Origin of the sequence: Pseudomonas sp. R11-23-07 (assembly GCF_003852295.1) — a bacterium.
In the GTDB taxonomy this organism is placed as follows: domain Bacteria; phylum Pseudomonadota; class Gammaproteobacteria; order Pseudomonadales; family Pseudomonadaceae; genus Aquipseudomonas.
The window spans coordinates 3695745-3721649 of the sequence record NZ_CP027761.1 but is presented as its reverse complement, the minus strand read 5'-3'; the positions used below and the strand labels follow the sequence as shown (position 1 = coordinate 3721649).

Annotated in this window: 21 protein-coding genes and 1 tRNA gene; 15 read left to right on the top strand and 7 right to left on the bottom strand. The window is 57.5% G+C overall.

Annotated features, from left to right (window positions below; all coding sequences use genetic code 11):
• Positions 1–41 precede the first annotated feature (41 nt).
• The 6 genes from C4J84_RS17040 to C4J84_RS17015 all read left to right on the top strand — a co-directional run bounded on the left by C4J84_RS17040 (position 42) and on the right by C4J84_RS17015 (position 9878).
• Positions 42–2948, top strand: a complete 2907-nt coding sequence (locus C4J84_RS17040; RefSeq protein ID WP_124371339.1) for an RHS repeat-associated core domain-containing protein — start codon at positions 42–44, stop codon at positions 2946–2948.
• A 155-nt stretch (positions 2949–3103) separates the two neighbouring features.
• Positions 3104–4045: a rhodanese-related sulfurtransferase gene (locus C4J84_RS17035; RefSeq protein ID WP_124435781.1), complete on the top strand. Its 942-nt coding sequence runs from the start codon at positions 3104–3106 to the stop codon at positions 4043–4045.
• A 36-nt stretch (positions 4046–4081) separates the two neighbouring features.
• Positions 4082–4684 carry a DsbA family protein gene (locus C4J84_RS17030; RefSeq protein ID WP_177412780.1) on the top strand — a complete coding sequence of 201 codons (603 nt, stop codon included), beginning with the start codon at positions 4082–4084 and terminating at the stop codon, positions 4682–4684.
• Complete coding sequence (locus C4J84_RS17025) at positions 4677–6494, top strand: ABC transporter ATP-binding protein (RefSeq protein WP_124371338.1); 1818 nt, start codon at positions 4677–4679, stop codon at positions 6492–6494. The genes C4J84_RS17030 and C4J84_RS17025 overlap by 8 nt, the downstream gene beginning before the upstream one ends.
• A gap of 71 nt (positions 6495–6565) precedes the next feature.
• Positions 6566–9028 carry an EAL domain-containing protein gene (locus C4J84_RS17020; protein ID WP_124371337.1) on the top strand — a complete coding sequence of 821 codons (2463 nt, stop codon included), beginning with the start codon at positions 6566–6568 and terminating at the stop codon, positions 9026–9028.
• 76 nt (positions 9029–9104) lie between these two features.
• Positions 9105–9878 (top strand): TenA family transcriptional regulator, encoded by a 774-nt coding sequence (locus C4J84_RS17015; RefSeq protein WP_372238021.1) that lies wholly within the window; start codon positions 9105–9107, stop codon positions 9876–9878.
• A gap of 207 nt (positions 9879–10085) precedes the next feature.
• Here the strand turns inward: C4J84_RS17015 and C4J84_RS17010 are convergent, their stop codons facing one another.
• Positions 10086–11012 (bottom strand): GGDEF domain-containing protein, encoded by a 927-nt coding sequence (locus C4J84_RS17010; protein WP_124363669.1) that lies wholly within the window; start codon positions 11010–11012, stop codon positions 10086–10088.
• A gap of 286 nt (positions 11013–11298) precedes the next feature.
• The gene (gene lldD / locus C4J84_RS17005) at positions 11299–12453 is read right to left on the bottom strand and encodes an FMN-dependent L-lactate dehydrogenase LldD (RefSeq protein ID WP_124371335.1); all 1155 of its coding nucleotides are present in this window, start codon (positions 12451–12453) and stop codon (positions 11299–11301) included.
• A 99-nt stretch (positions 12454–12552) separates the two neighbouring features.
• On the opposite strand from lldD, the gene C4J84_RS17000 reads away from it, so the two are divergent.
• From C4J84_RS17000 to C4J84_RS16980, 4 genes are all read left to right on the top strand, one after another.
• Positions 12553–13455 carry a LysR family transcriptional regulator gene (locus C4J84_RS17000; RefSeq protein WP_124371334.1) on the top strand — a complete coding sequence of 301 codons (903 nt, stop codon included), beginning with the start codon at positions 12553–12555 and terminating at the stop codon, positions 13453–13455.
• Positions 13456–13509: 54 nt separating this feature from the next.
• Positions 13510–13585 (top strand) — tRNA-Asn (locus tag C4J84_RS16995).
• Between the two features lie 162 nt (positions 13586–13747).
• Complete coding sequence (locus tag C4J84_RS16990) at positions 13748–15070, top strand: integrase arm-type DNA-binding domain-containing protein (RefSeq protein WP_124371333.1); 1323 nt, start codon at positions 13748–13750, stop codon at positions 15068–15070.
• An 899-nt stretch (positions 15071–15969) separates the two neighbouring features.
• Positions 15970–16131 carry a phage major tail tube protein gene (locus C4J84_RS16980; protein ID WP_256681360.1) on the top strand — a complete coding sequence of 54 codons (162 nt, stop codon included), beginning with the start codon at positions 15970–15972 and terminating at the stop codon, positions 16129–16131.
• A gap of 91 nt (positions 16132–16222) precedes the next feature.
• Here C4J84_RS16980 and C4J84_RS16975 read toward each other — a convergent pair whose 3' ends face one another.
• A complete protein-coding gene (locus C4J84_RS16975; protein ID WP_124371332.1) occupies positions 16223–16948 on the bottom strand; it encodes an HNH endonuclease signature motif containing protein in 726 nt (241 codons plus the stop codon).
• A gap of 93 nt (positions 16949–17041) precedes the next feature.
• Here C4J84_RS16975 and C4J84_RS16970 point away from each other — a divergent pair, with 93 nt between their 5' ends.
• From C4J84_RS16970 to C4J84_RS16960, 3 genes are all read left to right on the top strand, one after another.
• Positions 17042–17893 carry a hypothetical protein gene (locus tag C4J84_RS16970; RefSeq protein WP_124371331.1) on the top strand — a complete coding sequence of 284 codons (852 nt, stop codon included), beginning with the start codon at positions 17042–17044 and terminating at the stop codon, positions 17891–17893.
• Between the two features lie 94 nt (positions 17894–17987).
• A complete protein-coding gene (locus C4J84_RS16965) occupies positions 17988–18650 on the top strand; it encodes a TauD/TfdA family dioxygenase (protein WP_124372455.1) in 663 nt (220 codons plus the stop codon).
• A 2-nt stretch (positions 18651–18652) separates the two neighbouring features.
• Positions 18653–19630, top strand: coding sequence for a hypothetical protein (locus tag C4J84_RS16960; RefSeq protein WP_124371330.1), 978 nt, complete (start codon positions 18653–18655; stop codon positions 19628–19630).
• Between the two features lie 62 nt (positions 19631–19692).
• On the opposite strand, the gene C4J84_RS16955 is transcribed toward C4J84_RS16960, so the two are convergent.
• The 4 genes from C4J84_RS16955 to C4J84_RS16940 form a co-directional block, all read right to left on the bottom strand.
• Positions 19693–20508 (bottom strand): hypothetical protein, encoded by an 816-nt coding sequence (locus tag C4J84_RS16955; RefSeq protein ID WP_124371329.1) that lies wholly within the window; start codon positions 20506–20508, stop codon positions 19693–19695.
• A gap of 126 nt (positions 20509–20634) precedes the next feature.
• Positions 20635–22206 carry a hypothetical protein gene (locus C4J84_RS16950; RefSeq protein ID WP_124371328.1) on the bottom strand — a complete coding sequence of 524 codons (1572 nt, stop codon included), beginning with the start codon at positions 22204–22206 and terminating at the stop codon, positions 20635–20637.
• A 383-nt stretch (positions 22207–22589) separates the two neighbouring features.
• Positions 22590–23510, bottom strand: coding sequence for a CDF family Co(II)/Ni(II) efflux transporter DmeF (gene dmeF, locus C4J84_RS16945; protein ID WP_164487816.1), 921 nt, complete (start codon positions 23508–23510; stop codon positions 22590–22592).
• Between the two features lie 20 nt (positions 23511–23530).
• Complete coding sequence (locus C4J84_RS16940; RefSeq protein WP_124371326.1) at positions 23531–23806, bottom strand: metal/formaldehyde-sensitive transcriptional repressor; 276 nt, start codon at positions 23804–23806, stop codon at positions 23531–23533.
• Positions 23807–23983: 177 nt separating this feature from the next.
• Here C4J84_RS16940 and C4J84_RS16935 point away from each other — a divergent pair, with 177 nt between their 5' ends.
• Both C4J84_RS16935 and C4J84_RS16930 read left to right on the top strand, forming a co-directional pair.
• Positions 23984–25195 carry a YeeE/YedE family protein gene (locus C4J84_RS16935; protein ID WP_124435779.1) on the top strand — a complete coding sequence of 404 codons (1212 nt, stop codon included), beginning with the start codon at positions 23984–23986 and terminating at the stop codon, positions 25193–25195.
• Positions 25196–25358: 163 nt separating this feature from the next.
• Entirely contained in the window at positions 25359–25901 is a 543-nt protein-coding gene (locus C4J84_RS16930) for a cysteine hydrolase family protein (protein ID WP_124435778.1), read from the top strand.
• Positions 25902–25905 lie beyond the last annotated feature (4 nt).

Here is a 25905-nt window from a genome sequence, read left to right as displayed (position 1 = left end):
CTAGGCTTTGCTGACCATTGTGCAATTCAGGTCATGTGATCATGTCTGCTTCACTTCATCGAAACACGCCCTCGCTTGCGGCCTTCGACCCCCGTGGATTGACCGTGCGCAGCGTCGCTTATCTATGCGCTACCTCCCAGGCTGCGCCGACGGCCCGTGTCAGGCGTCAAGTCTATGGGGCCAGCGGCCTTTTGCTTGAGCAGTGGGACCCGCGCCTTTCTGCCCTTAAATCGCGCGAACCGTTGACCGAGGCGAATCAGGCCTCGGTGTACAGCCTGTCTGGTACCTTGATCCGCAGCAACGATGTGGACGCCGGCATGCGGCTGATGCTGGCGGCGCCTTCGGGACAGCTGTTGCATGCCTGGGACGGCCGCGGTGCCTATCAGCGCCACGACTACGACACCTTGCAGCGTCCGGTGGCGGTGTTCGAACAAACTGCCGACGAAGCGCGACTCCGGTGTGTCGAACGCCTGGCGTATGCCGCGCCAACGCCTGAGCACCGCGCACTTAACCGCAGTGGCCGCCTGGTACGCCATGCCGACCCGGCGGGCACGCAGGTGTTCGACGCCTATGGAATGACCGGGCAGGTGCTGCGCCAAACCCGGCGGTTTCGCGAGGCCCCGGGCACTGTTGACTGGCCGCTTGCCCCGGCCGATCAGGACCAGCAACTGCAACCTGAGCTTTACACCACACGCTGGGCGTTTGACGCCCTGGGCACCACGGTGGAACAGCTCGACGCCAAGGGCAATGCCCGACAGTTCGCCTATGGGCTGGACGGGCAGGCGAAAAATATTCACCTCACCTTGAAGAGTGGTACGCGCAAGACCGTGGTAGAGGGCTACGTCTACACTGCCGCCGGCCAGGTGGAGACGGCCCTGCTGGGCAATGGCGTGAGTAGCCTGGCCACCTATCGGGCCGAGGATGGCCGTATGCGTCGGCTGATGGCGTACCGCAAAAACGAGCGGGCGGCGCCGCTACAGGATTTGAGCTACGACTATGATCCCGTGGGAAATGTTTCAAGCCTGCAGGATCAGGCACAACCGACCAGGTGGAGCCACAACACGCAAGTAGATGCCTCCTGTCGCTATGAGTACAACTCGCTGTACCAACTGACCCAGGCCACAGGCCGGGAAAGTACTGCCGCCGCCATCGGCCCGGCACTGCCCGCGCGTATTTCGTTCGGTTCGACCGACACCGGTTTATGGCGCAACTATACCCAGCACTATGCCTATGACGAGGGGGGCAACCTGACCCGCCTGCGCCATGTGCCATCCAGTGGTGTCGGCTATACCCGCGACATGCAGGTCGCAACTGGCAGTAATCGTGCGTTGTCGAGCGAGCATCCGGTTGACGAGTGGGCGCAGGGTTTTGATGCCAATGGCAATCAGCAACAGCTGGGGCGTGGCCTGCCGATGGCGTGGAACGTGCGTAATCAGTTGACCAAGGTCACGACGATTCTGCGAGAGGAGGGGGACCCGGATGAGGAGGCCTATGTGTACGCAGGCGACGGCCAGCGCGCGCTCAAGCTCACGCACCGGCAGGTCGCCGGCAGTCGGCAGACGGCGCGTGTGTATTACCTGCCAGGCCTGGAAATTCGCCATCGACCGTTGCGCCGGCTGAATGTTGTGCGTCTTGAAGTGGAGCGGTGCACGGTTGAGGTCTTGCAATGGGAGCTGGGGCTCGATGAGGGAGCAGCCGATGCAACCCTGCGCTTTTGCCTGACGGATCAGCAATCGAGTCATGGGCTGGAGTTGGGCGAACAGGCAGAGTTATTGAGCCAGGAGAGTTATTTTCCCTATGGAGGGACGGCGTGGTGGGCATCGCGCAGCGAGGTGGAGGGTCGCTGCAAGACGCGCCGATATTCAGGCAAAGAGCGTGACAGCAACGGCTTGTATTACTACGGTTTCCGCTACTACGCCCCTTGGTTACAGCGCTGGATAAGCCCCGACCCCCTAGGGGACGGGGCAGAGTTGAATCCCTATCTCATGGCGTTCAACAACCCGATCACATTCGTTGATTCAATGGGGCTGCTGCCGGCCGATGTGGAAAATACCCAAATACAGGGCGGTACTGTAATCCTCCTGCTTTTGGTCTTGCTGGGCCTGGGCGTGGGGGCGCTGCTTGGGAATGCGACGGTGGGGGCTTCCATCGGGGCTCTGGTGGGCGGTGTACTGTTTGGTACCAGTCGCCTGAATGCCTATCTGCAAATGCAACCGCAGGCCGTGGCAAGGGCCGCCGAACAAGTGGAAGAACAATTCGCCAGGGATATTTCAGAGCTGGCGATCAAGTTGGCGCAGCAGGCACGGTTGAGTCACGAAGAAACGGAGCGGCTGGTGAATTTTGCCTATGCGCGCCGCCCTGCCGAGGGAGGCATGTCCCTTTACCTCCATGCATCGGAAGGGGCCATCTATGGCTATGCGGGGCCTGTGGGTGAATCGGGGGGCGTCGAGGGCGTACTGATGGACAGTCGTAACCCGATGCCTGAGTTGAAACGCATGGGCTATGGCGCGGCACTGCTGCGAAGACCAGGGCGTGAGTCCGCTGCCGCTGTCGGTCAGCAGGCGGGGGCAAGCACGTTTGAGGTGGGGGCGACGACACAGGTTGCCGGTTCCAGTCGCGCACGCGGTGGTCGGCAAGCGCAGGCCCAACTGCCGATGAGGGTGCCGAGGGCGATAAGAGGCGCTGCTCCACGGATGCAGATCGATACCGAGGTGCTTGGAGATATCAGTTCGTCGAGCCGCGAGGACCGCAGTATCGCCCTTACCCTCAGTCATTTGCAGGAAGGGCGTTTTGGCGCGGTTCATTGGCATCTCCACAGAGATCAACTGTGGTCTGCTGACTTGCACGGTTACGCCGCTTCTCGTGGTCGCAGTGCCTATCGTTTGATGTTCAAACACCTCGGCGGCCAGAAGTACCGAGTGGAGGGCGTACGCAACCCACACCGCTGAAGTCGATCGCCGCCAGGATGTTGAGGCAATATCAGCGGCTGTGTGTCGATGCGGCGGCGGCGTGGTTTTGCTAGAATGCGCGCCGCGCCGCCTGGCCGGCGCGTTTTTTTATCCGGTTCACCCTTTACGAGGGTAGCCACCTGGAGAGAACACCCATGACCCAACCTATCGTCGTGGCGGCACTGTACAAGTTCGTCACCCTTGAAGATTACGTTGCCCTGCGCGAGCCACTGTTGCAGGCGATGGTCGACAACGGCATCAAAGGCACGTTGCTGATCGCCGAAGAAGGCATCAACGGCACCGTTTCCGGCAGCCGCGAAGGCATCGATGGCCTGATGGCCTGGCTGAAGAACGACCCACGCATGGACGACATCGACCACAAAGAGTCGTACTGCGACGAGCAGCCGTTCTACCGCACCAAGGTCAAGCTCAAGAAAGAAATCGTGACCTTGGGCGTCGACGGCGTCGACCCGAACAAACAGGTCGGCACCTACGTCGACCCAAAGGACTGGAACGCGCTGATCAGCGACCCCGAAGTGCTGTTGATCGACACCCGCAACGACTACGAAGTGTCGATTGGCACCTTTGAAGGCGCGATCGACCCGAAAACCACCAGTTTTCGCGAATTTCCCGACTACATCAAAGCCAACTTCGACCCGGCCAGGCACAAGAAAGTCGCCATGTTCTGCACCGGTGGCATTCGCTGCGAGAAAGCCTCGAGCTATATGCTCAGTGAGGGCTTTGACGAGGTCTATCATCTCAAGGGCGGCATCCTCAAATACCTCGAAGAAGTGCCGCAGGAAGAGACCAAGTGGCAGGGCGACTGCTTTGTTTTCGACAATCGCGTGACGGTGCGCCACGACTTGAGCGAAGGCGACTACGATCAATGTCATGCCTGCCGCACACCGGTCAGCGTCGAAGACCGCACGTCCGAGCACTACGTGGCCGGCATCAGTTGCCCGCATTGCTGGGATAAGCTGCCGGAGAAAACCCGTCGCAGCGCCATCGACCGGCAAAAGCAGATCGAACTGGCCAAGGCCCGCAACATGCCGCACCCGATTGGCTTCAACTACAAGCAAACCCCTTCCGAGGCTTGAACCATGCCCGCGCGCCTGCTCTATGTGATGGACCCGATGTGTTCCTGGTGCTGGGGCTTTGCCCCGGTGGCGCAGGCGCTGGTTGAGCAGGCCCGGGCGGGCGGTGTGGAGTTGCACCTGGTGGTGGGCGGCTTGCGCACCGGCAGCGGCGCGGCGCTGGAGCCGAACACCCGGCGCTATATCCTCGAGCACTGGCAGGCGGTGACTGACGCCACCGGCCAGCCGTTCAAGCGCGAAGGCGCGCTGCCCGATGGGTTTGTCTATGACACCGAGCCTGCGTGCCGCGCCATCGTCACGGCGCGCAGCCTGGCGCCCGATTGCGCCTGGAAGCTGCTTGGGCTGATCCAGCACGCGTTCTATGTAGAAGGCCGTGACGTCACCTCTGCCCATGTGCTGGTGGAGCTGGCCGAGCAGGCCGGTATTCCGCGTATCGAGTTTGCCGGCGAGTTCGACCGCGCCGAACAGCACGCGGCCACGGCCGCCGATTTCACCTGGGTACAGGACCTGGGCATCGCGGGCTTCCCGACCTTGCTGGCCGAGCGCAATGGCCAGTTGGCGCTGCTGACCAATGGCTACCAGCCCTTGTCCGAATTGTCGCCATTGCTGGGGCGATGGCTGGAGCGCGCCACCTGTGCATGATCAGCCCGACACGCCTGAACCCAAGCGCACCGACCGCCTGACCTGGGCGGAAATTCGCCGCCTGGCCCTGCGCCACAGGAAATCCCTGTGGATCGCCAACAGCGTGGCCGTGCTCGCGACCTTGTGCAGCGTACCCATCCCGTTGCTGTTACCGCTGTTGGTCGACGAAGTGCTGTTGGGCCGTGGCGATGCCGCGCTCAAGGTGATGAACCACGCCTTGCCGCTGGGCTGGCAGCAGGCCGCCGGCTATATCGGCCTGATGCTGGTGATCACCCTGGTCCTGCGCTGCGGCGCACTGGTGTTCAACGTGGTGCAGGCGCGGTTGTTTGCGCGACTGGCCAAGGACATCGTCTACCGCATCCGCGTGCGGCTGATCGAGCGGCTCAAGCGCATCTCCCTCGGCGAATACGAAAGCCTGGGCAGCGGCACGGTGACCACCCACTTGGTCACCGACCTGGACACACTGGACAAATTCGTCGGCGAAACCCTCAGCCGCTTTCTGGTGGCGATGCTGACCCTGGTTGGCACCTCGGCCATCCTGGTGTGGATGCACTGGCAACTGGCGCTGCTGATCCTGCTGTTCAACCCGCTGGTGATCTACGCCACGGTGCAGTTGGGCAAGCGCGTCAAACACTTGAAGAAACTGGAAAACGACAGCACCTCGCGCTTCACCCAGGCGCTGACCGAAACCCTGGACGCCATCCAGGAAGTGCGCGCCGGCAACCGCCAGGGCTTTTTCCTCGGGCGCCTGGGCCAGCGTGCCCAGGAAGTGCGCGACTACGCCATTCACTCGCAATGGAAAACCGACGCGTCCAGCCGTGCCAGTGGCTTGCTGTTCCAGTTCGGCATCGACATTTTTCGCGCAGCGGCGATGCTCACCGTGCTGTTTTCCGACCTGTCCATCGGCCAGATGCTGGCGGTGTTCAGCTACCTGTGGTTCATGATCGGCCCGGTGGAGCAATTGCTGAACCTGCAATATGCCTACTACGCGGCAGGCGGCGCGTTGACGCGCATCAACGAGCTGCTGGCCCGCGCCGACGAGCCGCAGTACGCCGGGGGGAGCGATCCGTTCACCGGGCGTGCAACCGTTGGCATCGACGTGCGCGGCCTGAACTTCGGCTACGGCGATGACCTGGTGCTCGACCAATTGAACCTGGCCATCGCGCCGGGGGAGAAGGTGGCGATTGTCGGCGCCAGCGGCGGCGGCAAAAGTACCCTGGTGCAACTGTTGCTGGGCCTCTACACACCCCAGGCCGGCAGCATCCGTTTTGGCGGCGCGACCCAGCAGGACATCGGCCTGGCGACCATTCGCGAAAACGTCGCGGTGGTGCTGCAACACCCGGCACTGTTCAACGATACCGTGCGCGCCAACCTGACAATGGGCCGCGAGCGTACGGATCAGGCGTGCTGGCAGGCACTGGAAATCGCCCAGTTGGAGGCGACCGTCAAGGCATTGCCGTTGGGCCTGGACAGCATAGTGGGTCGCTCTGGCGTGCGCTTTTCCGGCGGCCAGCGGCAACGCCTGGCCATCGCGCGCATGGTGCTGGCCGAGCCCAAGGTGGTGATCCTGGATGAAGCCACCTCGGCGCTGGACGCGGCCACCGAGTACAACCTGCACCAGGCACTGGCGCGGTTTCTCAGCGGGCGTACTACACTGATCATCGCCCACCGCCTTTCAGCGGTGAAACAGGCGGATCGGGTGTTGGTGTTCGATGGCGGGCGTATCGCCGAGGATGGCGACCATCAGCAATTGATTGCCGACGGGGGGCTGTACGCCAAATTGTATGGACACTTGCAACAAGTGCGGTGATTTAGCTTAGGTTGTGCGACCGGGAGCGGATTTTCGCGTGCGTATTGAGCTGTGCATGTGCAAGGGACTTCATGAAGCAAAAGCGGACTCTCGGAACGCCACGGTTGCTGGGCATTGTCTGGCCCTTCATTGCCGTCGTGCTGTTCCAGGCATTGTTAGGCTGCGTCAGTCTCTACGTGCTCTCGGCGGTGCGTGGCTATGTGGCTGGCGAAAGTCTGTGGTCCAAGGGCCAGAAGGACGCCATCTACTACCTGACCCTTTACGCCGATAACCGCGAAGCCGCCACTTACCTCAAATATCAGCAAGCGATTGCCGTGCCCCAGGGCGGGCATGAATTGCGCGTTGCGCTGGACCGTCCCACCCCGGATATCCCCGCCGCACGCCAGGGCATCATCAAGGGTGGCAACCACCCGGACGACGTCTCCAGCCTGATCTGGCTGTACCTCAACTTCCGCCATTTCAGTTACCTGGAAAAAGCCATCGAACTCTGGACGGTGGGCGACGGCTACTTGTTGCAGCTGGACGACCTCGCCCAGGCAATGCATGGCGCCGTTACTGCCGATCGGGTCAATGCTGACGATGTGCGCCTGTGGAAGGCGCGCATCACGGCCATCAACGAAGGTGTGACACCGGCGGCCAAGGCGTTCAGTGATGCCTTGGGTGAAGGGTCGCGGATGATCCTGCGCCTGTTGTTGATCACCAATTTGGCCACGGCCCTGGGGCTGATCGTGCTGGCGTTGCTGCGCACGCACAAGTTGCTGGCCCAGCGTCACGCGTTTGCCGATGCCCTGCAGGCGGAGAAGGAGCGGGCGCAGATTACCCTGGAGTCGATTGGCGACGGTGTCATCACCACCGACGTGGACGGTGCGATTGCCTACATGAACCCCGCCGCCGAAGCGCTGACCCACTGGCAGTCGGCCCAGGCCCAAGGCCTGCCGCTGGCGGCGTTGTTCAAGTTGCTGGATGAAAACGCGGAACCGGATGGTTTCACCCTGATCGAGCACATCATCAAGGGCGAACTCAGTGGCGGCAGTGAACATTCCAAGTTGATCCAGCGCCTGGACGGCAGCACCGTTTCCGTGACCCTGGTGGGCGCGCCGATTCGCAGCGCCGGCAAGGTCAGTGGCGCGGTGCTGGTGCTGCATGACATGACCCAGGAGCGCCAGTACATCGCCAATCTTTCCTGGCAGGCGACCCACGATGCCTTGACTGGCCTGGCCAACCGGCGTGAATTCGAATACCGCCTGGAGCAGGTACTGCAGCAGGTGACACGCCAGCAAAACGGCCGCCATGCCTTGATGTTTCTCGACCTGGACCAGTTCAAACTGGTCAATGACACCTGCGGCCACGCTGCGGGCGACGAGTTGCTGCGGCACATTTGCGCGCTGCTGCAATCGGACTTGCGCGAAGGCGATACCCTGGCGCGGCTGGGCGGCGATGAGTTCGGCATCCTCCTGGAGAACTGCCCGGCGCCAGTGGCCGAGAAGATCGCCGAGAGCCTGCGTCATACCGTGCAGAACCTGCATTTCGTGTGGAAGGGCCGGCCGTTCATGACCACCGTCAGCATCGGCCTGGTGCATATCTCACACACCCCGACCACCCTGGAAACGTCCCTGCGCGCCGCCGATATGGCGTGCTACATGGCCAAGGAAAAGGGGCGTAACCGAGTGCAGGTGTATCACGCCGATGACTCGGAGCTGTCCCTGCGCTTTGGCGAAATGGCCTGGGTACAGCGCTTGCACATGGCGTTGGAAGAGAATCGTTTTTGCCTGTACTCCCAGGAAATCTCGCCTCTGGGCCATACCGAAGCGGGCAATGGGCACATCGAAATTCTCCTGCGGCTGCACGACGAGGCGGGGCGAATCATTCTGCCCGACAGTTTTATTCCGGCGGCCGAGCGTTACGGCTTGATGACTTCCCTGGACCGGTGGGTGGTGGAGAACGTCTTCAAGATCATCGCGCGTTGCATGCACGAGCGTCCGGGCCGACCTATGGCCATGTGTGCGATTAATCTGTCAGGAATAACCATTGGCGATGACGATTTTCTTGGTTTTTTACGTGAGAAATTCGGCACTTACAACATCCCTCCGGAAATGATTTGTTTTGAAATAACCGAGACAAGCGCTATCGCCAATTTAGGCAGTGCCATTCGTTTTATTAATGAACTCAAAGCGTTAGGTTGCCACTTTTCCCTGGATGACTTTTGTGCCGGAATGTCCTCGTTCGCCTATCTCAAACATTTACCTGTAGACTTCCTGAAGATCGATGGAAGTTTCGTAAAGGATATGCTGGACGACCCGATTAACCGCGCCATGGTCGAAGTGATCAATCACATAGGCCATGTGATGGGTAAGCGCACTATCGCCGAGTTTGTTGAAACGTCGCAGATCGAACAGGCATTACTTGAGATAGGCGTGGACTACGCTCAGGGCTATCTGATCGAACGTCCGCAATTGTTTACCTTCGATAGCCTGCAGTGCCGACCTGCGCGGCCGCAGCCCCTGTTATTCAAGGCGCCCGGCACATTCCGCTGAAACTTTGCTGGTCTGTACATCACACTTAAAAAGGAGCCCTACAGTGATCGACACCTTCAACAGAACCGGCCCGCTTATGGAAGCCTCGAGTTACCCCGCCTGGGCGCAGCAATTGATCCTGGACTGTAGCGAGAGCAAGCGTCGGGTTGTCGAACACGAACTGTACCAACGCATGCGCGATAACACGCTCAGCGCCAAGACCATGCGCCACTACCTGATCGGTGGCTGGCCCGTGGTGGAGCAGTTCGCCTTGTACATGGCACAGAACCTCACCAAGACCAAGTTTGCCCGCCATCCGGGGGAGGACATGGCGCGTCGTTGGCTGATGCGCAATATCCGCGTGGAATTGAACCATGCCGATTATTGGGTGCATTGGGCGCGTGCCCACGGCGTCAGTCTCGAAGAGCTGCAGGCACAGGACGTGCCCCCGGAGTTGCACGCATTGAGTCATTGGTGCTGGCACACCAGTTCGGCGGATTCGTTGATCGTTGCGATTGCCGCCACCAACTATGCCATCGAGGGCGCCACTGGGGAGTGGTCTGCCGTGGTCTGTTCCACCGGCGTGTATGCCGCCGCCTTCCCGGAGGAAGAACGCAAGCGCGCGATGAAGTGGCTGAAGATGCACGCCCAGTATGATGACGCGCACCCTTGGGAAGCCCTGGAAATCATCTGCACCCTGGCCGGCACGAACCCGAGCGCGGCTCTGCAGGTGGAGTTGCGCCAGGCGGTGTGCAAGAGCTACGACTATATGTACCTGTTCCTGGAAAGCTGCATGCGCCTGGAGCAAGAGAAAGAAAAGGCGCCCGTACTCGTTCGTGAGCGCCAGGCGCGCGTCGCCAGCGAGGCGTGATGCACCCGTGATGGCTGATGCCACTCACTTAAGAAGGATCGCGGTACTGTGGCGAGGGAGCTTGCTCCCGCTGGGGCGCGCAGCGGCCCTGTTGTTTGTTCAAAAAGAAGGGACTGCTACGCAGTCCAGCGGGAGCAAGCTCCCTCGCCACAAGTTACCGATTACCTGCGCCATCTGTTAACTGACTGGCATTGTGATGGCGGGGTTTTACCCCGCCATTGCCAAGCGGTTGCGGCCTTCGCGCTTGGCCACGTACAAGGCATTGTCGGCCCGGCGCAGCAGGCTTTCCGCCGACTCGGCCGCCAATAACGTCGAACAGCCAAGGCTTACCGTCAAGTCGACCCGCGTACCCTCCACCCAGTAATCATGGGCTTGTGCCGCCTGGCGCAGGCGCTCGCCGACCATCCGCGCCGCATCGCGCCCGGTGTTGGAGAGCAGGATCAGAAATTCTTCCCCGCCGAATCGAAACACCATGTCCACGTTGCGCAACTGGCTTTTGATCGCTGCGGCCACGGCGCGCAATACGCTGTCGCCGGCGGCATGACCATGGGTGTCATTGATCTTCTTAAAGTGATCGATGTCCAGCATCAACAGGGACAGCGGGTGCATATGGCGCCGAGCCATGTCAATTTCCCGTTGCAGGGTCTGGTCCATGGCCACGCGGTTGCCGGTTTCGGTCAAAGGATCGCGCAGGGCACTGCGGGTGGCGGCGCGGTAGAGCAGGGCGTTGCGCATTGGATAGAGCAGCGTTGCGAGCAGGGACTCGAGCTGGCCCAGTTCCTCTTCGAGGAAGCGTTGGTTGCGACGGAACACCAGTTCGCCCAAGTGTTCGCCCTCATGGCTCAAGGTGTAGCTCACCGAATGATGGCCGCGATGGCCGAACTCCAGGCGCAGGTCGCTGATCGCGTAGCGGTATTGCAGGGCGTCCAGCGGCACCAGGCGTTGCACTTCACGGAAGAACAAGCCGAGGATGCGTTCCGGTTCCAGGCTGGTCTGCAATTGCTGGTTCAGTTGCTGGCGAAGCTGACCGAGGGTGGCGGGGCGATGGGGGCGAAGGGACGGCTGACCAAACCCCAGGCGTTGCAATTTGGCACTGTCAAAGTCAATTGCGTTGGTCTGGGTCGGTGTTTTCATACGTAGGCGGCCTCTAAGCACATGACTGTCTTACAGGCGGGATGAGAGTGGCAAGTGCCAAGCGTCTTACTGTTCCTTCAGTTCCGTAAAACATTGGAAACAGTTTAGACCGCTTTACGCCGGGTTATAAGCCCAGGGCACTGCCACACGTCTTGTCATCGCTTGACCTGCGTGAGTGGGTTAGAGCCAGATTCGTGCCAATCGTTTGAATTAATAAATACCTATATAAATCAATGAACTGGTTTTTAATGAAAACCGTCGACAAACAGTCGCGCCATTTCTCTGACTAATATTGAATGTTTGAAGAGGGGGTTACCAACGTAGAACGGTCAATCTGCGCGATGGAAGTGACCCCTGTCAGCGTCATGGCGACGCGCATTTCCTTGGCGAAAATATCCAGCAGGTTTTCCACGCCATGCTGACCATCGGCGGCCAGCGCATACACCGCGGAGCGCCCCAGCAGGCAGGCCTTGGCGCCGAGCGCGAGCATGCGCACCACGTCGAGCCCGGAACGAATGCCGGAATCCACCAGCACGGTGAGGTCATCGCCAACGGCCTCGGCAATCGGCGGCAACGCCTTGGCGGTAGACAGCACTCCATCGAGCTGGCGGCCGCCATGGTTGGAGACCACGATGCCGTCGGCGCCGAAACTTACGGCATCCTTGGCGTCCTGCGGGTCCAGAATGCCTTTGATGATCATCGGGCCCTTCCAGAAGTCGCGGATCCACTCCAGGTCTTTCCAGCTGATCGACGGGTCGAAGTTGGTGGCCAGCCAGCCAATGTAGTCTTCCAGGTGCGTGGGTTTGCCCAGGTACCTGGAAATATTGCCGAGGTCGTGGGGGCGGCCCATCAAGCCCACATCGAACGCCCACTGCGGCTTGGTCACGGCCTGCAATATCCGCCGTTGCGCCGCATACGGCCCGGACATGCCCGAGTGCGCATCACGGTAACGCGCGCCAGGGGTTGGCATGTCAACGGTGAACACCAGTGTCGTCACGCCTGCCGCCTGCGCCCGCTCCAGGGCATTGCGCATGAAGCCGCGATCCTTGAGCACATACAGCTGGAACCAGATCGACTGCGGGCTTTGCGAGGCGACTTCCTCGATCGGGCACACCGACACCGTCGACAGGCAGAAGGGCACACCAGCGCTCGCCGCCGCCTTGGCCGCTTGCACTTCACCACGTCGTGCATACATGCCCGTCAAGCCGACCGGGCTGAGGATGACCGGCATGGCCAGCTCCTGGCCAAATAGCGAGGTCTTCAAGCTCAGGTTGTCGACATTGCGCAAGATGCGCTGGCGCAGGCTGATCTCTGCCAGGTCCGAACTATTGGCGCGCAGGGTGTGTTCGGCGTAGGCGCCGCCATCGATATAGTCGAACAGAAAACGCGGTAACTTGCGCTTGGCGGCAGCACGGTAATCGGAGGCGGACGAAATAATCATGGCTTGGGCTCCACTCGGCAAAGTGGCCCACGATAAGCAAAGTTCTGGCATGATAAAAACAACTTTTATCGCTGCAATCCAGTCGCAAAAGGAATACTGATGAACCTGCGAACCCTGCGAGCGTTTGTCGAAGTGGTGCGCCAGGGTGGTTTTTCCCAGGCGGCCGAGGTGGTGTCCCTGACCCAGTCCACAGTCAGCAAGGCGGTCAAGACCCTCGAAGATGAGTTGGGCACACCGCTGCTCAATCGTCTTGGCCACAAGAACGAACTCACCGCCGCCGGCGAAATTACCTACCGCCGCGCCCTGGTGCTGCTTGCCGAACACAATGACCTGGTGGTGGAGATCAACGACCTGCGCGGTCTCAAGCGCGGCGTGCTGCGCATCGGCCTGCCACCGGTAGGTTGCGGCGTGCTGTTTGCGACAATGTTCGCCACCTACCGCACGCGCTACCCCGACATCGACATCGAACTCACCGAATACGGCAGCAAAAAACTGCGCGAATGCCTGGAAGCCGGGGAGGTCGACCTGGCGGCCCTGCTGCTGCCGGTGGATGAAGGCTTCGACTACCAGCCTGTACGCAACGAACCGCTGATCGCCGTATTGCCTGTCAGCCACCCATTGGCGCGCCGCGAACGCATCGACTTCACCGACCTGGCAGACTCGCCGTTCATCCTGTTCGAAGCCGGTTTCGCCCTCAACGCGAAAATCCTCGCCGCCTGCGAACGCAAGGGCGTAGTGCCAAAGGTGACGGCTCGTAGTGGGCAGATCGACTTTATCGTCGACCTGGTCACCGCCGGCCTGGGCGTCGCCTTCCTGCCACGGATGCTGGCGCACACACACCAACACGCCGGCATCGCATTGATCCCCTTGGACGAGCCCCACACCGACTGGCATATCGCCCTGGCCTGGCGCGCCAGTGCCCACTTGCCACCCGCCGCGCGCGCATGGCTGGAACTGGCCAGGGAGCAGGCGGTTGCGACCGGTCATCCCACCACGGCGTGACACACGTCAGAGGAGGCTTGACTTCTTCTTTTTAATCAGTAACATACGGCGCATTCCGCGATAGCTCAGTTGGTAGAGCAAATGACTGTTAATCATTGGGTCCCTGGTTCGAGTCCAGGTCGTGGAGCCAGACTAGGTTCCAGAGAAAGCTACTAAAATCTCTGAGACCCCCGAAAAACCCGCCTTCTGGCGGGTTTTTTCGTTTTGGCGTTCCGCCGGATTCTGGTGGGTACCAGCCGTTTTAAGGGTAGAGTTTGGGATAAAGATCAGTTCGATAAAAGGGAGTACCCTTATGTCGCGCACCACTGCTCCACTCTCCGACGCCGCTTGCCGTTCGGCCAAGCCCACAGACCGCGCCTACAAGCTTTTCGACGGCGACGGCCTTTACCTTCTAGTCCAACCCAATGGCCGCAAAGGCTGGCGTCTCAGATACGTCAAACCTGATGGCCGCGAAGGACTGACCTCATTCGGCAACTACCCCATCGTTGGCCTCGCGAATGCTCGCCGCAAGCGCTTGGAGGTCAAGCGAATGCTGGCGGATGGCATTGACCCTATAGGAGCCAAGAACCAAGCCAAGACGGACGCTCTGATCAAAGGCCGCACCTTTGAAAGCGTTGCCCTCGGCTGGCACACGGAAATGTCAGCCAAGTGGGCACCGGACTATTCCAAGACAGTGATGAGTCGTCTCAAAACTCACCTCTTCCCGCTGATCGGCACCCGCGCCATTGTCGACCTTGATACCCACGACCTTATGCGGCCCCTGGACGCGATTAAGAAGCGCGGAACGATAGACATTGCTTTAAGGGTACAAAACTACCTGCAGAGCATCATGCGCGAGGCAAAGCGCCTCCGGCTTATCACCGTAAACCCTGCTTACGACCTCGTAGGCTCGATCAAAGCCTCGCGGGTCGTCCACCGCCCCGCCTTATCCTTATCGCGCTTACCTGAGTTGCAGGAACGGATCGACACCTATAAAGGCCGCGCACTTACCCGGCTGACGGTCTTGCTGTCGCTGCACGTGTTTGTCCGCTCCAGCGAGCTGCGCTTCGCCCGCTGGAGCGAGTTCGACCTCAAACGTGGCGTCTGGGAAATACCCGACACGCGACCAGCGTTGGAAGGCGTACCCTTTTCCACAAGGGGTACGAAGATGGCAGGCGATATCCATCTTGTACCCTTATCGCCGCAAACGGTCGCCCTGCTCGAGCAGATCCACGCCCTCACCGGCAAATTTGATTTGGTGTTCGCAGGCGATACCAAGTCTTGGAAACCGATGTCCGAAAACACAGTGAACAGCGCACTTCGGAAGATGGGGTACGACACCAAAACCGAGGTCTGCGGGCATGGGTTTCGGTCGATGGCCTGCAGCGCGCTGATTGAATCAGGACTGTGGTCCGAGACCGCCATTGAAAAGCAGATGAGCCACAAAGAGCGGAACAACGTCCGCGCCGCTTACATCCACAAGGCCGAGTTCATCGAGGAGCGCAGGCTGATCATGAATTGGTGGAGTCGCTACCTTGAGGCTAATCAGCAGAAGCATGTCAGCCCACGCGAATTCGCCAATCAGGCGGGGGCGAATGTCACTCGATTAAAAGCAAAACGTGGCGCAACTGAGTAAGCGCTCGGTTCTCATACCTCAGTGATCCGCTTGTCCACGCGGGTCCATCCAAACAGGGCTGCAAAGCCGCCCTGCTTGGATGGACCTCACTAAAGCCCACGCAATTGTCTGTGGAAAACCACGGTTTTCCATTAGTGGATAATTTCATAAACAGCCGCAGAACTCCCAAAAACTCGAGCCTTGACCCAAATTCTCCACAGGCGTAGAAAAGATCGGGCAAAGCGCTGTCGTTGACAGCAACCCAGGTAGCCAGAACCTTTAAGGCTACGCCATACCGTGGTGGTTCTCCCAAAGTGCGATTAGCATCCGGCGGCTCGCACGGTCACAGCGATGTGACGGATGCCTACTTTTACCAGCGTGCCCACTGCGGCAACTCATTCCCTTTCATAGCTGCCCTGCAGCAACCTATCCGCTTGGCCATTTCCTTGCGCCAACCTGCGCCCGTCTCTTTTTCCCGGAAAGAGACGGGCGCTCCTACCGCTGCTGCAGCCATGTCGTACAAGGCGTTGCCGCAACTATCTTCGTGACAATCGGCGTGACAAACACCGAAGTCACCAGCAACAGCGATGCAGATGATGGTGCCGCAGCCCACGGAATGGACTGCACCTGACTGACAGCCAGGCATGCCCCGGTCATCGCTTCACTGCCTTCACCCGACTCAGGATCTCCCGGCGCTGGTCTCGTCAGTTAGCGCAGCCTCCACCCGCCCACCTCTTCGGAGGTGTTCAGGAGGCCAGATCATGAGATGCCCAAGCTCCCAGTCGTAAGGAGCCGTCAGTCCCGCGTGAGTGGACAACCCTCACAGGTCGCAGGGGCCTTGATCCCTGATAACACTCAACATTCGTGGCGGGATGACGTGGGGATGGTTTTAAAGGTTTGGCTTCGAGAGGAGTTTGATCATGGGATTAGTGGGTAGGCGCGAGACGCCGTTTTCGGCGATTTATGTGCGGCAGATAATCAATGGCCAGGAAGTAGTGTTGCTGGATTATTTGGCGAACATCTTTCGCGTGGGCGGGGAGGATCAGTTGGCCAAGTACAATAAAAATCTTGGGTTCGCTTGATAATAAAAGCCGCTTGTGAAAGCGGCCTGTAAGGCTCAAATAAAACTATTCGGCAGAAATAAAGGGCTGCCATCCGCGAGCTGATCCTGTTTTATTGATGAACTATTGCAGTGATGTCACCCGTTATGGTGCAGCCAAACTCGTCCTGCAATCGGTACAGAGAAAGCCCACACCGTCTCCGAAGTATGTCGATGTACGAGTTAAAGTAACGCTCGTCGCGCGAATTTTCGTTCATCACGTCACGACAGGCACTGATCAAATCGCTACAGATGTCCCTGAGCCTGTTGTCGAGATCAATCTGTCGCAAGCATCGTTGGAGTCTGAGCTTGATCTGATTAATTGACTCGATTGCGTACTGCGGATTTTCCATAACATGCGGTTGAAACATGACACCACGGTGAGAAAGCGTATCGACCATGTCTTGCGCAACCTTGGTGTTAACACTATAGCGCCGCACCAATGGTAGCGGGCTACGGTGTGTTCTGACCAGCACTGACATCAGCTCTTCATGGTCACGCTTCCATTCGATAAGTACTTCCTTTTTATAGTCCGCGCCGTTGTTTTTATCGATCAGCGTGTGGCACCCAACGCAAAGCCACAGTCCATTTTCCGGGCTTTCAATCTGCGCTTTTCCGATAGCTTCGTAGCGTGCTGCGCCAGGTTTTTCACCGACTATGTGAGCTGCCTCTCCTTTCTTCAAACTGAGCAGTGGGTCAGAGGTTGCTGGTCCAATCGTGAGTACGTTGCACGTTGGGTTATTGCAGATGTACCCCGAACGATAGGCTATGAGTGTTGCGGTTTTTACTAAAAACGCCATGGGATTTCCTGATAGTGTTGGTTCGAAAACTTTTATCAGAAATTCGGGAGTACAGCGGCGCAATTTCTGAACTTTCTATGCTGGCGTCGTCGGATGCACGCTTTGGGCTCCACCTTTCCTAGCCGGCAAGTAAAGCCGACGAGCGACTCGTGGAGGATTGCTCTTGGTCAAGAATGTGAGATTGATATGCAAGGGACTTTGGAACATTTCCGATCGACGCTGGGTAGTGTTGGGTGGTTCATACCACCATACATACGCCTCGGTTTTTTGAGTACTGTGTGTACGAATATCAATAAGAAAGGTAAGTCATTTACTCAAAATGATCTGGAAGATGTGCTAGCGCTCGCGTACTCCCCAGTCAATTTAGCGGCCATGGTCACAGAGCGATACCCAATCACCCCATTCGTTCAGGACTACAAGGTAATCATTTCTGAGGCAGTTCAAGCTCATTTCATGGGGCTTGATCACATCGCGGTGGCTGGCTTGATGCCGGTGATCGAGGGTGCTGCCAAAAGGATCGCAGCCGATCGTGGGGTGCACTTTGGAAATATTCGGCCCGGATTCAAAGCGCTTGCTGATGATTGCAAAAAAGACGCCATTCAGAACGACAAAGGCGCAGTGGGCGAACTGGCTTCAATGATGGATTCCTTCTCGGACTTTACTGAAGGGAATATGTACATTGGGTCAGAAAAATATCCGCACCCCGATATGACAAACCGACACGGAATTCTTCATGGCGCGTACGCCGACGAAGACTATGGAAAGCCAATCAACTTCTACAAGTCCATCGCCGCAATCGATTTTTTGTGCCTGATCTCAGCGTTCAAGGCCCATGTATCCTGGATGTCTCCTAACTCTACTACCGAGTCGAGCAACCTTGCGCGTTTCTACTTTGCGTGCCAGGTTCTATCCAAGCAAAATCCACTGAAAAAGAATCCAACATAACTGTTCAGAACTTCTACACTCGACTAGACGTTTGCATTCGAATTGACCCACTTTTCCAATTAATCAATGTCAACGACGCCACAGGAAGCCATAAATGCGCGATCGGCTTGAGGGCGTGAAAGAAAGGCTGGTCACAAACGGCTGGGCTGTAGTCACTGCCCCCGGCTCAGCAGTGGAAACCCTTCAGGATCAGGTTTTCGATATAGCCCAGCAACTGGGATCGCCTAGGGCCAACCGCAAGGGAGGCGATCTGGTAGATCATCTTCGACCCACCAATGCCAGCACAGCTAAACCTAGATCCTTAAGTGCGCTTTATGGTACTGGATCATTTCCGTGGCACACCGATGGCGCACACTGGCCGGTTCCCCCTCGTTACTTGGTCTTAGCCTGCGCGCAAGCTTCAGCAAACACGGCAGCAACCATCATCTGGGATGCCCGTCAATGCCTTGCGCTGAATAGCGACGCGGCCCGGCAAGCAAATTTCAGGGTGTCCAATGGCGCCAACAGTTTCTACGCGACGGTCACAAGTCCACTACAGTCGTACTACCGCTTTGATCCGGGCTGTATGTTTCCTCTGGACTCAACCGCGCAGCGCCTGCAGGAAACGGTAGAGGAAGAAGGAACCTCGGTCTCAGACGAAATTGCATGGGCGCCTGGGCTAATCGCAGTAATCGACAATTGGCGATGCCTGCATCGGCGAGCGAATGCCGAGCAAGACTCTTCCCGCTATCTTCTTCGCACAACGGTAATGGAGTGACGATGAGCGACATGGAAAAGATGGATAAGCACTCGAAATCGACGCCGGGCAAACACGAGCCTGTGACGCTATCCGCAGGCGCGCTTTTTGCGAAGTCTCGAGTTTTCGCACATCGTGCGCTGAAAGCCAAAGATGGTGCGGATAATGACGTTTTCCAGATGTGGGCGGCCTTGGCTTTGGAGCTGTTAGCAAAGGCGTCGCTAGCAAAAATTCATCCCAGCCTTGTCGTCGATGCCGTCAATCCAAACAGCCTTCTTGAAGCGTGCGGATTCAATACCAACACAGTAGTAAGAACGGTTGATGCTAACGTCGTTTTTGCCCGGCTCAAGCATACAGTTCCGAATTTCGGCACACCCAATGCTGAGGCTTGCAAGCGCATATCAGCTCGCCGAAATGCCGAACTTCATTCCGGTCACGCAGCATTTTCCGGGATGCCGTTGGACGCGTGGGAAGGCGAATTCTGGAGCGCCGCGCAGCTTATCTTAATCTCAATGGGTCTGGATCTAGAGGCTTGGGTAGGCGCTGAGTCCCAAATTCCTTTGGAATTGCTACGACACTTTCGTGACATTAAGGCTCAGGCTGCGCGACATAGAATTGCCGATGCGAAGGCGACGTTTGTCAAAGACCACACCAAAAAAGACCAGGAGGCACTTCAGATTGCGGCAAGAAGCTTTAACAGCGTCTCTTACCTCGAAAACTTCCGTTATTCCTTGGATCACCACTGGGAGCAAACCTGCCCTGCGTGTACCTGCACAGGCTTCCTAGGGGGCGATCGGGCAGATGAGGAAGTGATTGATCAAGACTTTGGTTCAGGCTACGAGACGGTCAATGAGTTCTACTCCCCTATGGAGTTCTACTGCCCAACCTGCCAACTACACCTCGAGGGCGAGGACGCATTGGACGAAGCTGGTCTTTCCGACGAGTACTCCGAAGAAAGCGAACGAGAAATGGAGTACGAGCCGGAATATGGAAATGATTGATCGGCTTCACGTGCGCTTTATTAAAAAATCTCGATAGCTCAGCGAGCTTTTCTTAAAGCTCGCTATTTACCTTTTGGCCAATCCAAATCCCTAAGCTTAAGGATTTCGTTGACGACAGCCTTGGAGAAAGCGAAATAAATTCTACTGCGCGTACTATCTATCGCGACTTGCAACTTCATACTTCCGTTAATAAAGCTAGGTGCTAGGCCGTTAATGAGCCTATCCAGACGTTCCACGTCCTCTATCTCAGGTCCTTCTATAACCAAGATGGACGGGTCTATTGCGGCTCGCTCTGGAACAGAATCTATCTCAAAAGATGCCTGTTTTTGCATCTGTGCCAAGCTCGTCAAAATGGTTTCGATAGCTCCTTTTAGATAAGAAAGGTCATCGGGTGTGAGTTTCGTTTCGGCATTACTTTCTCGAAATGCATCCTGTAAACATTGGCCTGCGTTGACCTTTAATAAGCTTTCTGCGTAATGATTGCTCGTATCTGAACCAAGGGCGCGCGGCGGCTCCATGAGCCCTGAGCAAAGTGGTGCAGCGGAAACTATTCCTTTAACCAAATCGTTTCTATTACGCTCGTACATTTCAAGTTTTACCTTTGCAAGCGCAACAGTTGCAGCCTCAAGCTTCGTATTGGTGGCGCTTAGCTCTGATTCACGACGTGCAATGCTTTCCTCTAAAGCCGCTGTTTTGTACAGAGGTATCACCGTAAAATAAAGCGCACCTATGGTGAGCGCAAAAAGACCGAACTGAGAGATGTGGCTCAGCCGAGAAAGCCAAACATCCAGAGTGTTTGGGTGATTGTTTTGATTCGTGTGATTCTTGGGGGAATCAGACCTTTCTTCAATAGACCGTTTTTTTTGCAGGCGTTGCATGCGTATCACTCTCAAAAAAGGTATTGGGAGGCAACTGCATTGCAGATGGCTGTTTAGCATGATTAGCCAGAACTACAAGGCGGTCGCCATCCTCATTAAAAGCATCCCCTGGTTCTCTCCGTGAGTTTATTCAGGAGGCGAGTTCGGGCCGATCAGAGTAAAACCACTTTCCTGGAGCTCCTGTAACTCAACCATGGAGAGAGGCGTTTTTGCACGATCATAAAATGCACTAAAAAGATCGGCAAAAGCGGTTGGCCGTGGGTCCTGATCTAACCAGTATTCGAACTCATCTATACTGAGTACCAATAAGTGGGTGTGCTGCGAAAGTGGCTCAGGCATCAGACTGACAATTATATAATCCCAGGCTCCTGAGATAGGGTAACTTGAAGAACTACCTTTGAGATGATCGATTCTACGCTGAACTTTCTTTTCCCAGTCTCGGGTACGCTTTACATGGTCTTCAACAGCATCTGGCGCTCTAAAATAAACAGGAAGGGGTAATGAATGGCCCTTGCCTTCAACCAATACAGTGTGCCCCGTTTTTGGGTGGCGCAAAATTAGGTCAATGTCTCCTATATCGTACCTGCCTTCTTTCAAATCAAGTTCCCGTTCAAACTCTTCATAACCAGCGCCCGCTGCTACCATCGCCACCTTATCGATGAACTGGGCTGATCTGTGCTCCATGTACTTAGCCTTGGCTACAGGGCTTTCTAGCAAGGTGAAATGCGTATTGCCCAAGACACTATCGAAGATTAGCTCAGGGCTGAAAATGGCAAAGCCTTCACCAAATAAGAAAGGGCGCCTGGATAAATAATGGAATCGCAGTTCAGTGTCGCTGAAAGCAGTTCCGTCAAAAGTATGACTACGCAAGTAGGTTACGAACTCTGGACTGAAAGCAGCTTCCAACTCGGAGTCTGTAAACAACATCGCGTTCGCAATGGCGATGAAAGACTCCGCATGCGTTAGATCTATTCCGCCATCTTCATGGAGACCGCATCTACCTTCAGCCTCCTGAAGACGCGCAACAAGCGCAGAATGTAGTTCAAGCATCCCTTCACAATAGACCTCCAGGGTGACCCCCGTGGCGGTTGCAAACAAATCTGCGACGTCTGAGTAATCGTCATGAAGCTTTTTCATCAGGTCAATTATTGGAACGGTACCGTCGTTTCCTCCTGATGCAGACTCAACCCGCAATCCGTAATGTAAGTACTCTGTACGCCGCGGATCATCAAGGCCGGCGGCAAAGTCGATCATACAGTTCTGGCCACGGTCCCCTACAAGGCGCACGTTCGCAAAGTGCAGAACAATTTCGGTTTCGAACTTGGTATTTATATGCCGCGTATATTGGGAAATGGTCATAACACGCTCGTTGTCAAACCCATCAAGAGGTTTGTCCGCAGAGGTGTCATCACACCATTGTCCGTGCTTTGCTAGCAATGCGATCGCGTATTTCAGGGACTCAGTGCCCAGATCCAAGGCAACCTGTTCCGCGTGACTCAATGTCTCTGATGCACCGGGAACAGGCATGCTGAGCATCCGGGTGACTCTCAGCAAATAGCACAATCGTAAAAGATCCCAAAGGCCGCAGCCGGCCGCTACATCTGCGGTCAAAGCAATATCTTTGCTGAGCTCAGATCGAAGCTTACCGATTGCTTGAACTCGGAGGATTTCAGTTGTTGCGGCATCAGCGGCAATCATTATTCGTCCATGTGAATTGGTTCAGACAAAGTATATCCGTGTCCGAAAAGTTTCCTGAAGAAGATCGCTGCCGACAGCGAGTAAATGACTCACGCTCATGGCCCCTTTAACCGTGTTGTATCGACCGGTTGAATCCACAGCCAAAGCAGTCTCTCCGATGTGTTTTCCTCATCCACCACAGTAAAGAATTCACATAAAATACGGGTTTTATTAGGATAAACATAGGGATAGAAATTTTAGACATCAGAATAATTTCATTGTAAAACAGTTGCTTATTTTTCTATTCGAGTCCAGGTCGTGAGCCAGATAGAGAAAAGCCTGCAGAGATGCAGGCTTTTTTTTGTCCGGGATTTGACCCGGCAACAGCGTGGTATTAACGAGCACTACGCTGCAGGAAGCGATGCTCGAAACTCAACCGTCAGGTGACTGACTTCATGAACAGGCTTCAGCCGTTCCCGAATGTTATCTGCATTGATTGTAGTGTCACCGAGAACACTGACAATCGCAGCGTGGGCTTGCGGACCGACCCGCCACACGTGCAGGTCGGTAATTTTGGCGTCGCCAGGTTGTTCAACCAGCTCGCGAATTTCCTCTGCAACATGCTCGTCGGTTTGATCAAGTAGAACACCCGCAGATGCGCCCATCAGGCTCCAGGCCCACCGTGCGATGACTATCGCGCCAACGATACCCATGGCCGGATCAAGCCAGACCCATCCGAGGTAGCGGCCAGCGAGCAGGGCAGCGATGGCAAGAACAGACGTCAGGGCATCCGCGATCACATGGACGTACGCTGACCTGAGGTTGTTATCACCTGCGTGATGACTATGGTCGTGATGGTCATGGTCATGGCTGTGACCGTGGCCGAGCAAGAGCGCGCTCACTATGTTGACCATCAGGCCAACGACGGCAATCAGCGTCGCCGTTCCGAACTGGACGTCGGTAGGCTGGAGCAGGCGGATGACCGATTCAGCGCCAATTCCCAGGGCGACCAATCCCAGAATAAGCGCTGACGCAAAGCCACCCAGATCACCAACTTTGCCGGTGCCAAAACTGAATCGAGTGCTGGAGGCATTACGCTTGGCATATGCATACGCCACCGCTGCGATTCCCAGCGCTCCCGCATGGGTCGCCATATGAAACCCGTCGGCCAGCAGCGCCATGGACCCAGTGATGTACCCAGCAGCAATCTCACCGACCATCATCACAACCGTCAGTAGCACCACCCAGAGGGTGCGCTTTGCATTCTCATCATGTGCCGCGCCGAGATATACGTGCTCGTGCGTGAAGCCAGTGTTGCCGTTCATGAAATTTGCGCCTGCGTTCGTCATTTGGAATAACGTCGAATGGCTACCAGAAGCTCTTCGACGCCTTTGGCGCGCTCTTCGTCGCTCAGTGCCGGATCAGCAACATGCTCCCTGGCGTGATTTTCGATGATTTCGTCCATCAGGCCGTTGATGGCCCCGCGCGTGGCGGCCACAAGGTGGAGCGTTTTGGCACAGTCATGATCTGACTCCAGCGCCCGTTCTACCGCTTGGATCTGGCCTGCAATGCGCTTCACGCGCTTGAGCAGATCGTCTTTGTTCGATGCCAGATGGCCCATGGTATACCCCCCCTACCTATGCCGAGAATTGCATACCCGCCCCCCCTATGCAAGACAGCGGTGCTTAAGCAGGGTTGCGAAAGCGTTGGGTCGCGCAGTAGGCATGCCAGCAATGCGCCGCCTACCTGCAACCGCTCTGGGTTTATACTGGCCACCTTCAAACACATTGAGGTCCCCATGAGCACTCCCCTTTCCCTGACCCCGGCGCGCAAGCCGTTCGCGCCATTGGTGGCCTTTATCGTCCTGGTGGCGGGCGCCGTATTCCTGCAAAACACAGTGGGTGTGCGCCAGGTGTTGTTGCTGGTCGTCGGCGCCGCATTGGGCTTGACGCTGTACCACGCCGCCTTTGGTTTTACCTCGGCCTGGCGCGTGTTTATCAATGATCGGCGCGGCGCCGGCTTGCGCGCGCAGATGGTGATGCTGGCGGTGGCGGTGTTGTTGTTCTTCCCGGCGCTGGGCGCGGGCACCTTGTTCGGCCAGCCGGTGGTCGGGCTGGTGGCGCCGGCCGGGGTGTCAGTGGTATTCGGCGCGTTTATCTTCGGCATCGGCATGCAGCTGGGCGGCGGTTGCGCGTCGGGTACCCTGTTCACCGTGGGCGGTGGTAATGCGCGCATGCTGGTGACTCTGCTGTTTTTTATCTGCGGATCGTTGATCGCTACGCACCACGTCGACTGGTGGTTTGCCTTGCCGTCGTTCCCGCCCGTTTCAATCGTCAAAAGTTTCGGCGTATTGCCGGCGTTGCTCCTGAGCCTGGCTGTGTTCGCGCTCATTGCGCTGGTGACCGTGCGCCTGGAGAAGGGCCGCCATGGCCAACTCGAAGCCGGCGTGAAAAGCGAACATCGGGGGCTGCGTCGCTTCCTGCGCGGGCCGTGGCCGTTGGTGTGGGGGGCGATTGGCTTGGCCTTGCTCAACTACGCCACGCTGGCGTTGGCCGGGCGGCCATGGGGCATTACTTCAGCGTTCGCGCTGTGGGGCGCCAAGGTGGCGAGCGGGCTGGGGGTGGACGTGGCCAGTTGGGCGTTCTGGCAGGTGCCGGGCAATGCCAAGGCCCTGGCCGCACCGGTTTGGGAAGACATCACCAGCGTCATGGACATCGGCATTATTCTTGGCGCGCTGTTGGCCGCCGGCCTGGCCGGGCGTTTCGCGCCGAGCTTGAAGATCCCGGCGCGCTCGTTGATCGCGGCGGTCATCGGCGGCTTGCTGCTCGGGTATGGTTCGCGCCTGGCGTACGGCTGCAACATTGGCGCCTACTTCAGCGGCATTGCCTCGGGGAGCCTGCATGGTTGGCTGTGGCTGGTGGCGGCGTTTATCGGCAATAGCGTGGGCGTACGCCTGCGACCGTTTTTCTTCGCCGGCGAACGGCCTCAGGTCGCCTTGAGTGGTTGCTGAACGAGCGGTTCATAGTCGCCTGGCTGGCAGCTGCCGGCCATGGCATCCACTGACATGTCCGAATCGGTCCTGAACCGGTCCGCCTTGCGCCTGTTGTGCATCCGGCAGGGTCTTTACCATGGCTTGCAGCACTGCCTCCATACATAAGCCAAAAGGACCCGCCATGAACCGCAAAGCCCTGATCGTGATTGATGCCCAGCATTCATTCCGTCATTCATCCTACTGGTCCGAAAACGACCTGCCGAATTACCTGGCAAACCAGCAGGCCCTCATCGACGGCTGTGTTCAGCAGGGCATCCCGGTGGTACAAGTCTTTCATGTGGAAGACCAGGGGCACTTTTCGATGGCATCGGGTAACGTCAAGACATTGAGCGAGTTATCGATCGATCCGCAGCTGGTCATTCATAAGCACTACCACAGCGCCTTTGCCGGTACGTCGCTGGCCGCGCGCCTCACACAGATGGGCGTCACCACTTTGATCATCAGCGGCATTCGTACCGAACAGTGCTGTGAAACCACCACGCGGCAGGCGTCGGACAGTGGGTTTAGCGTCGACTTCGTCAGCGAGGCTACACTGACCTTCCCGATGACCCACGCACGCAGCGGCCGGGTGTATACCTCGGCGGAGATTCGCGAGCGTACGGAACTGGTGCTGGAGGATCGGTTTGCGCGCATCGTCACCGTCGCCCAGGCATTGGCGGGGTGAATCC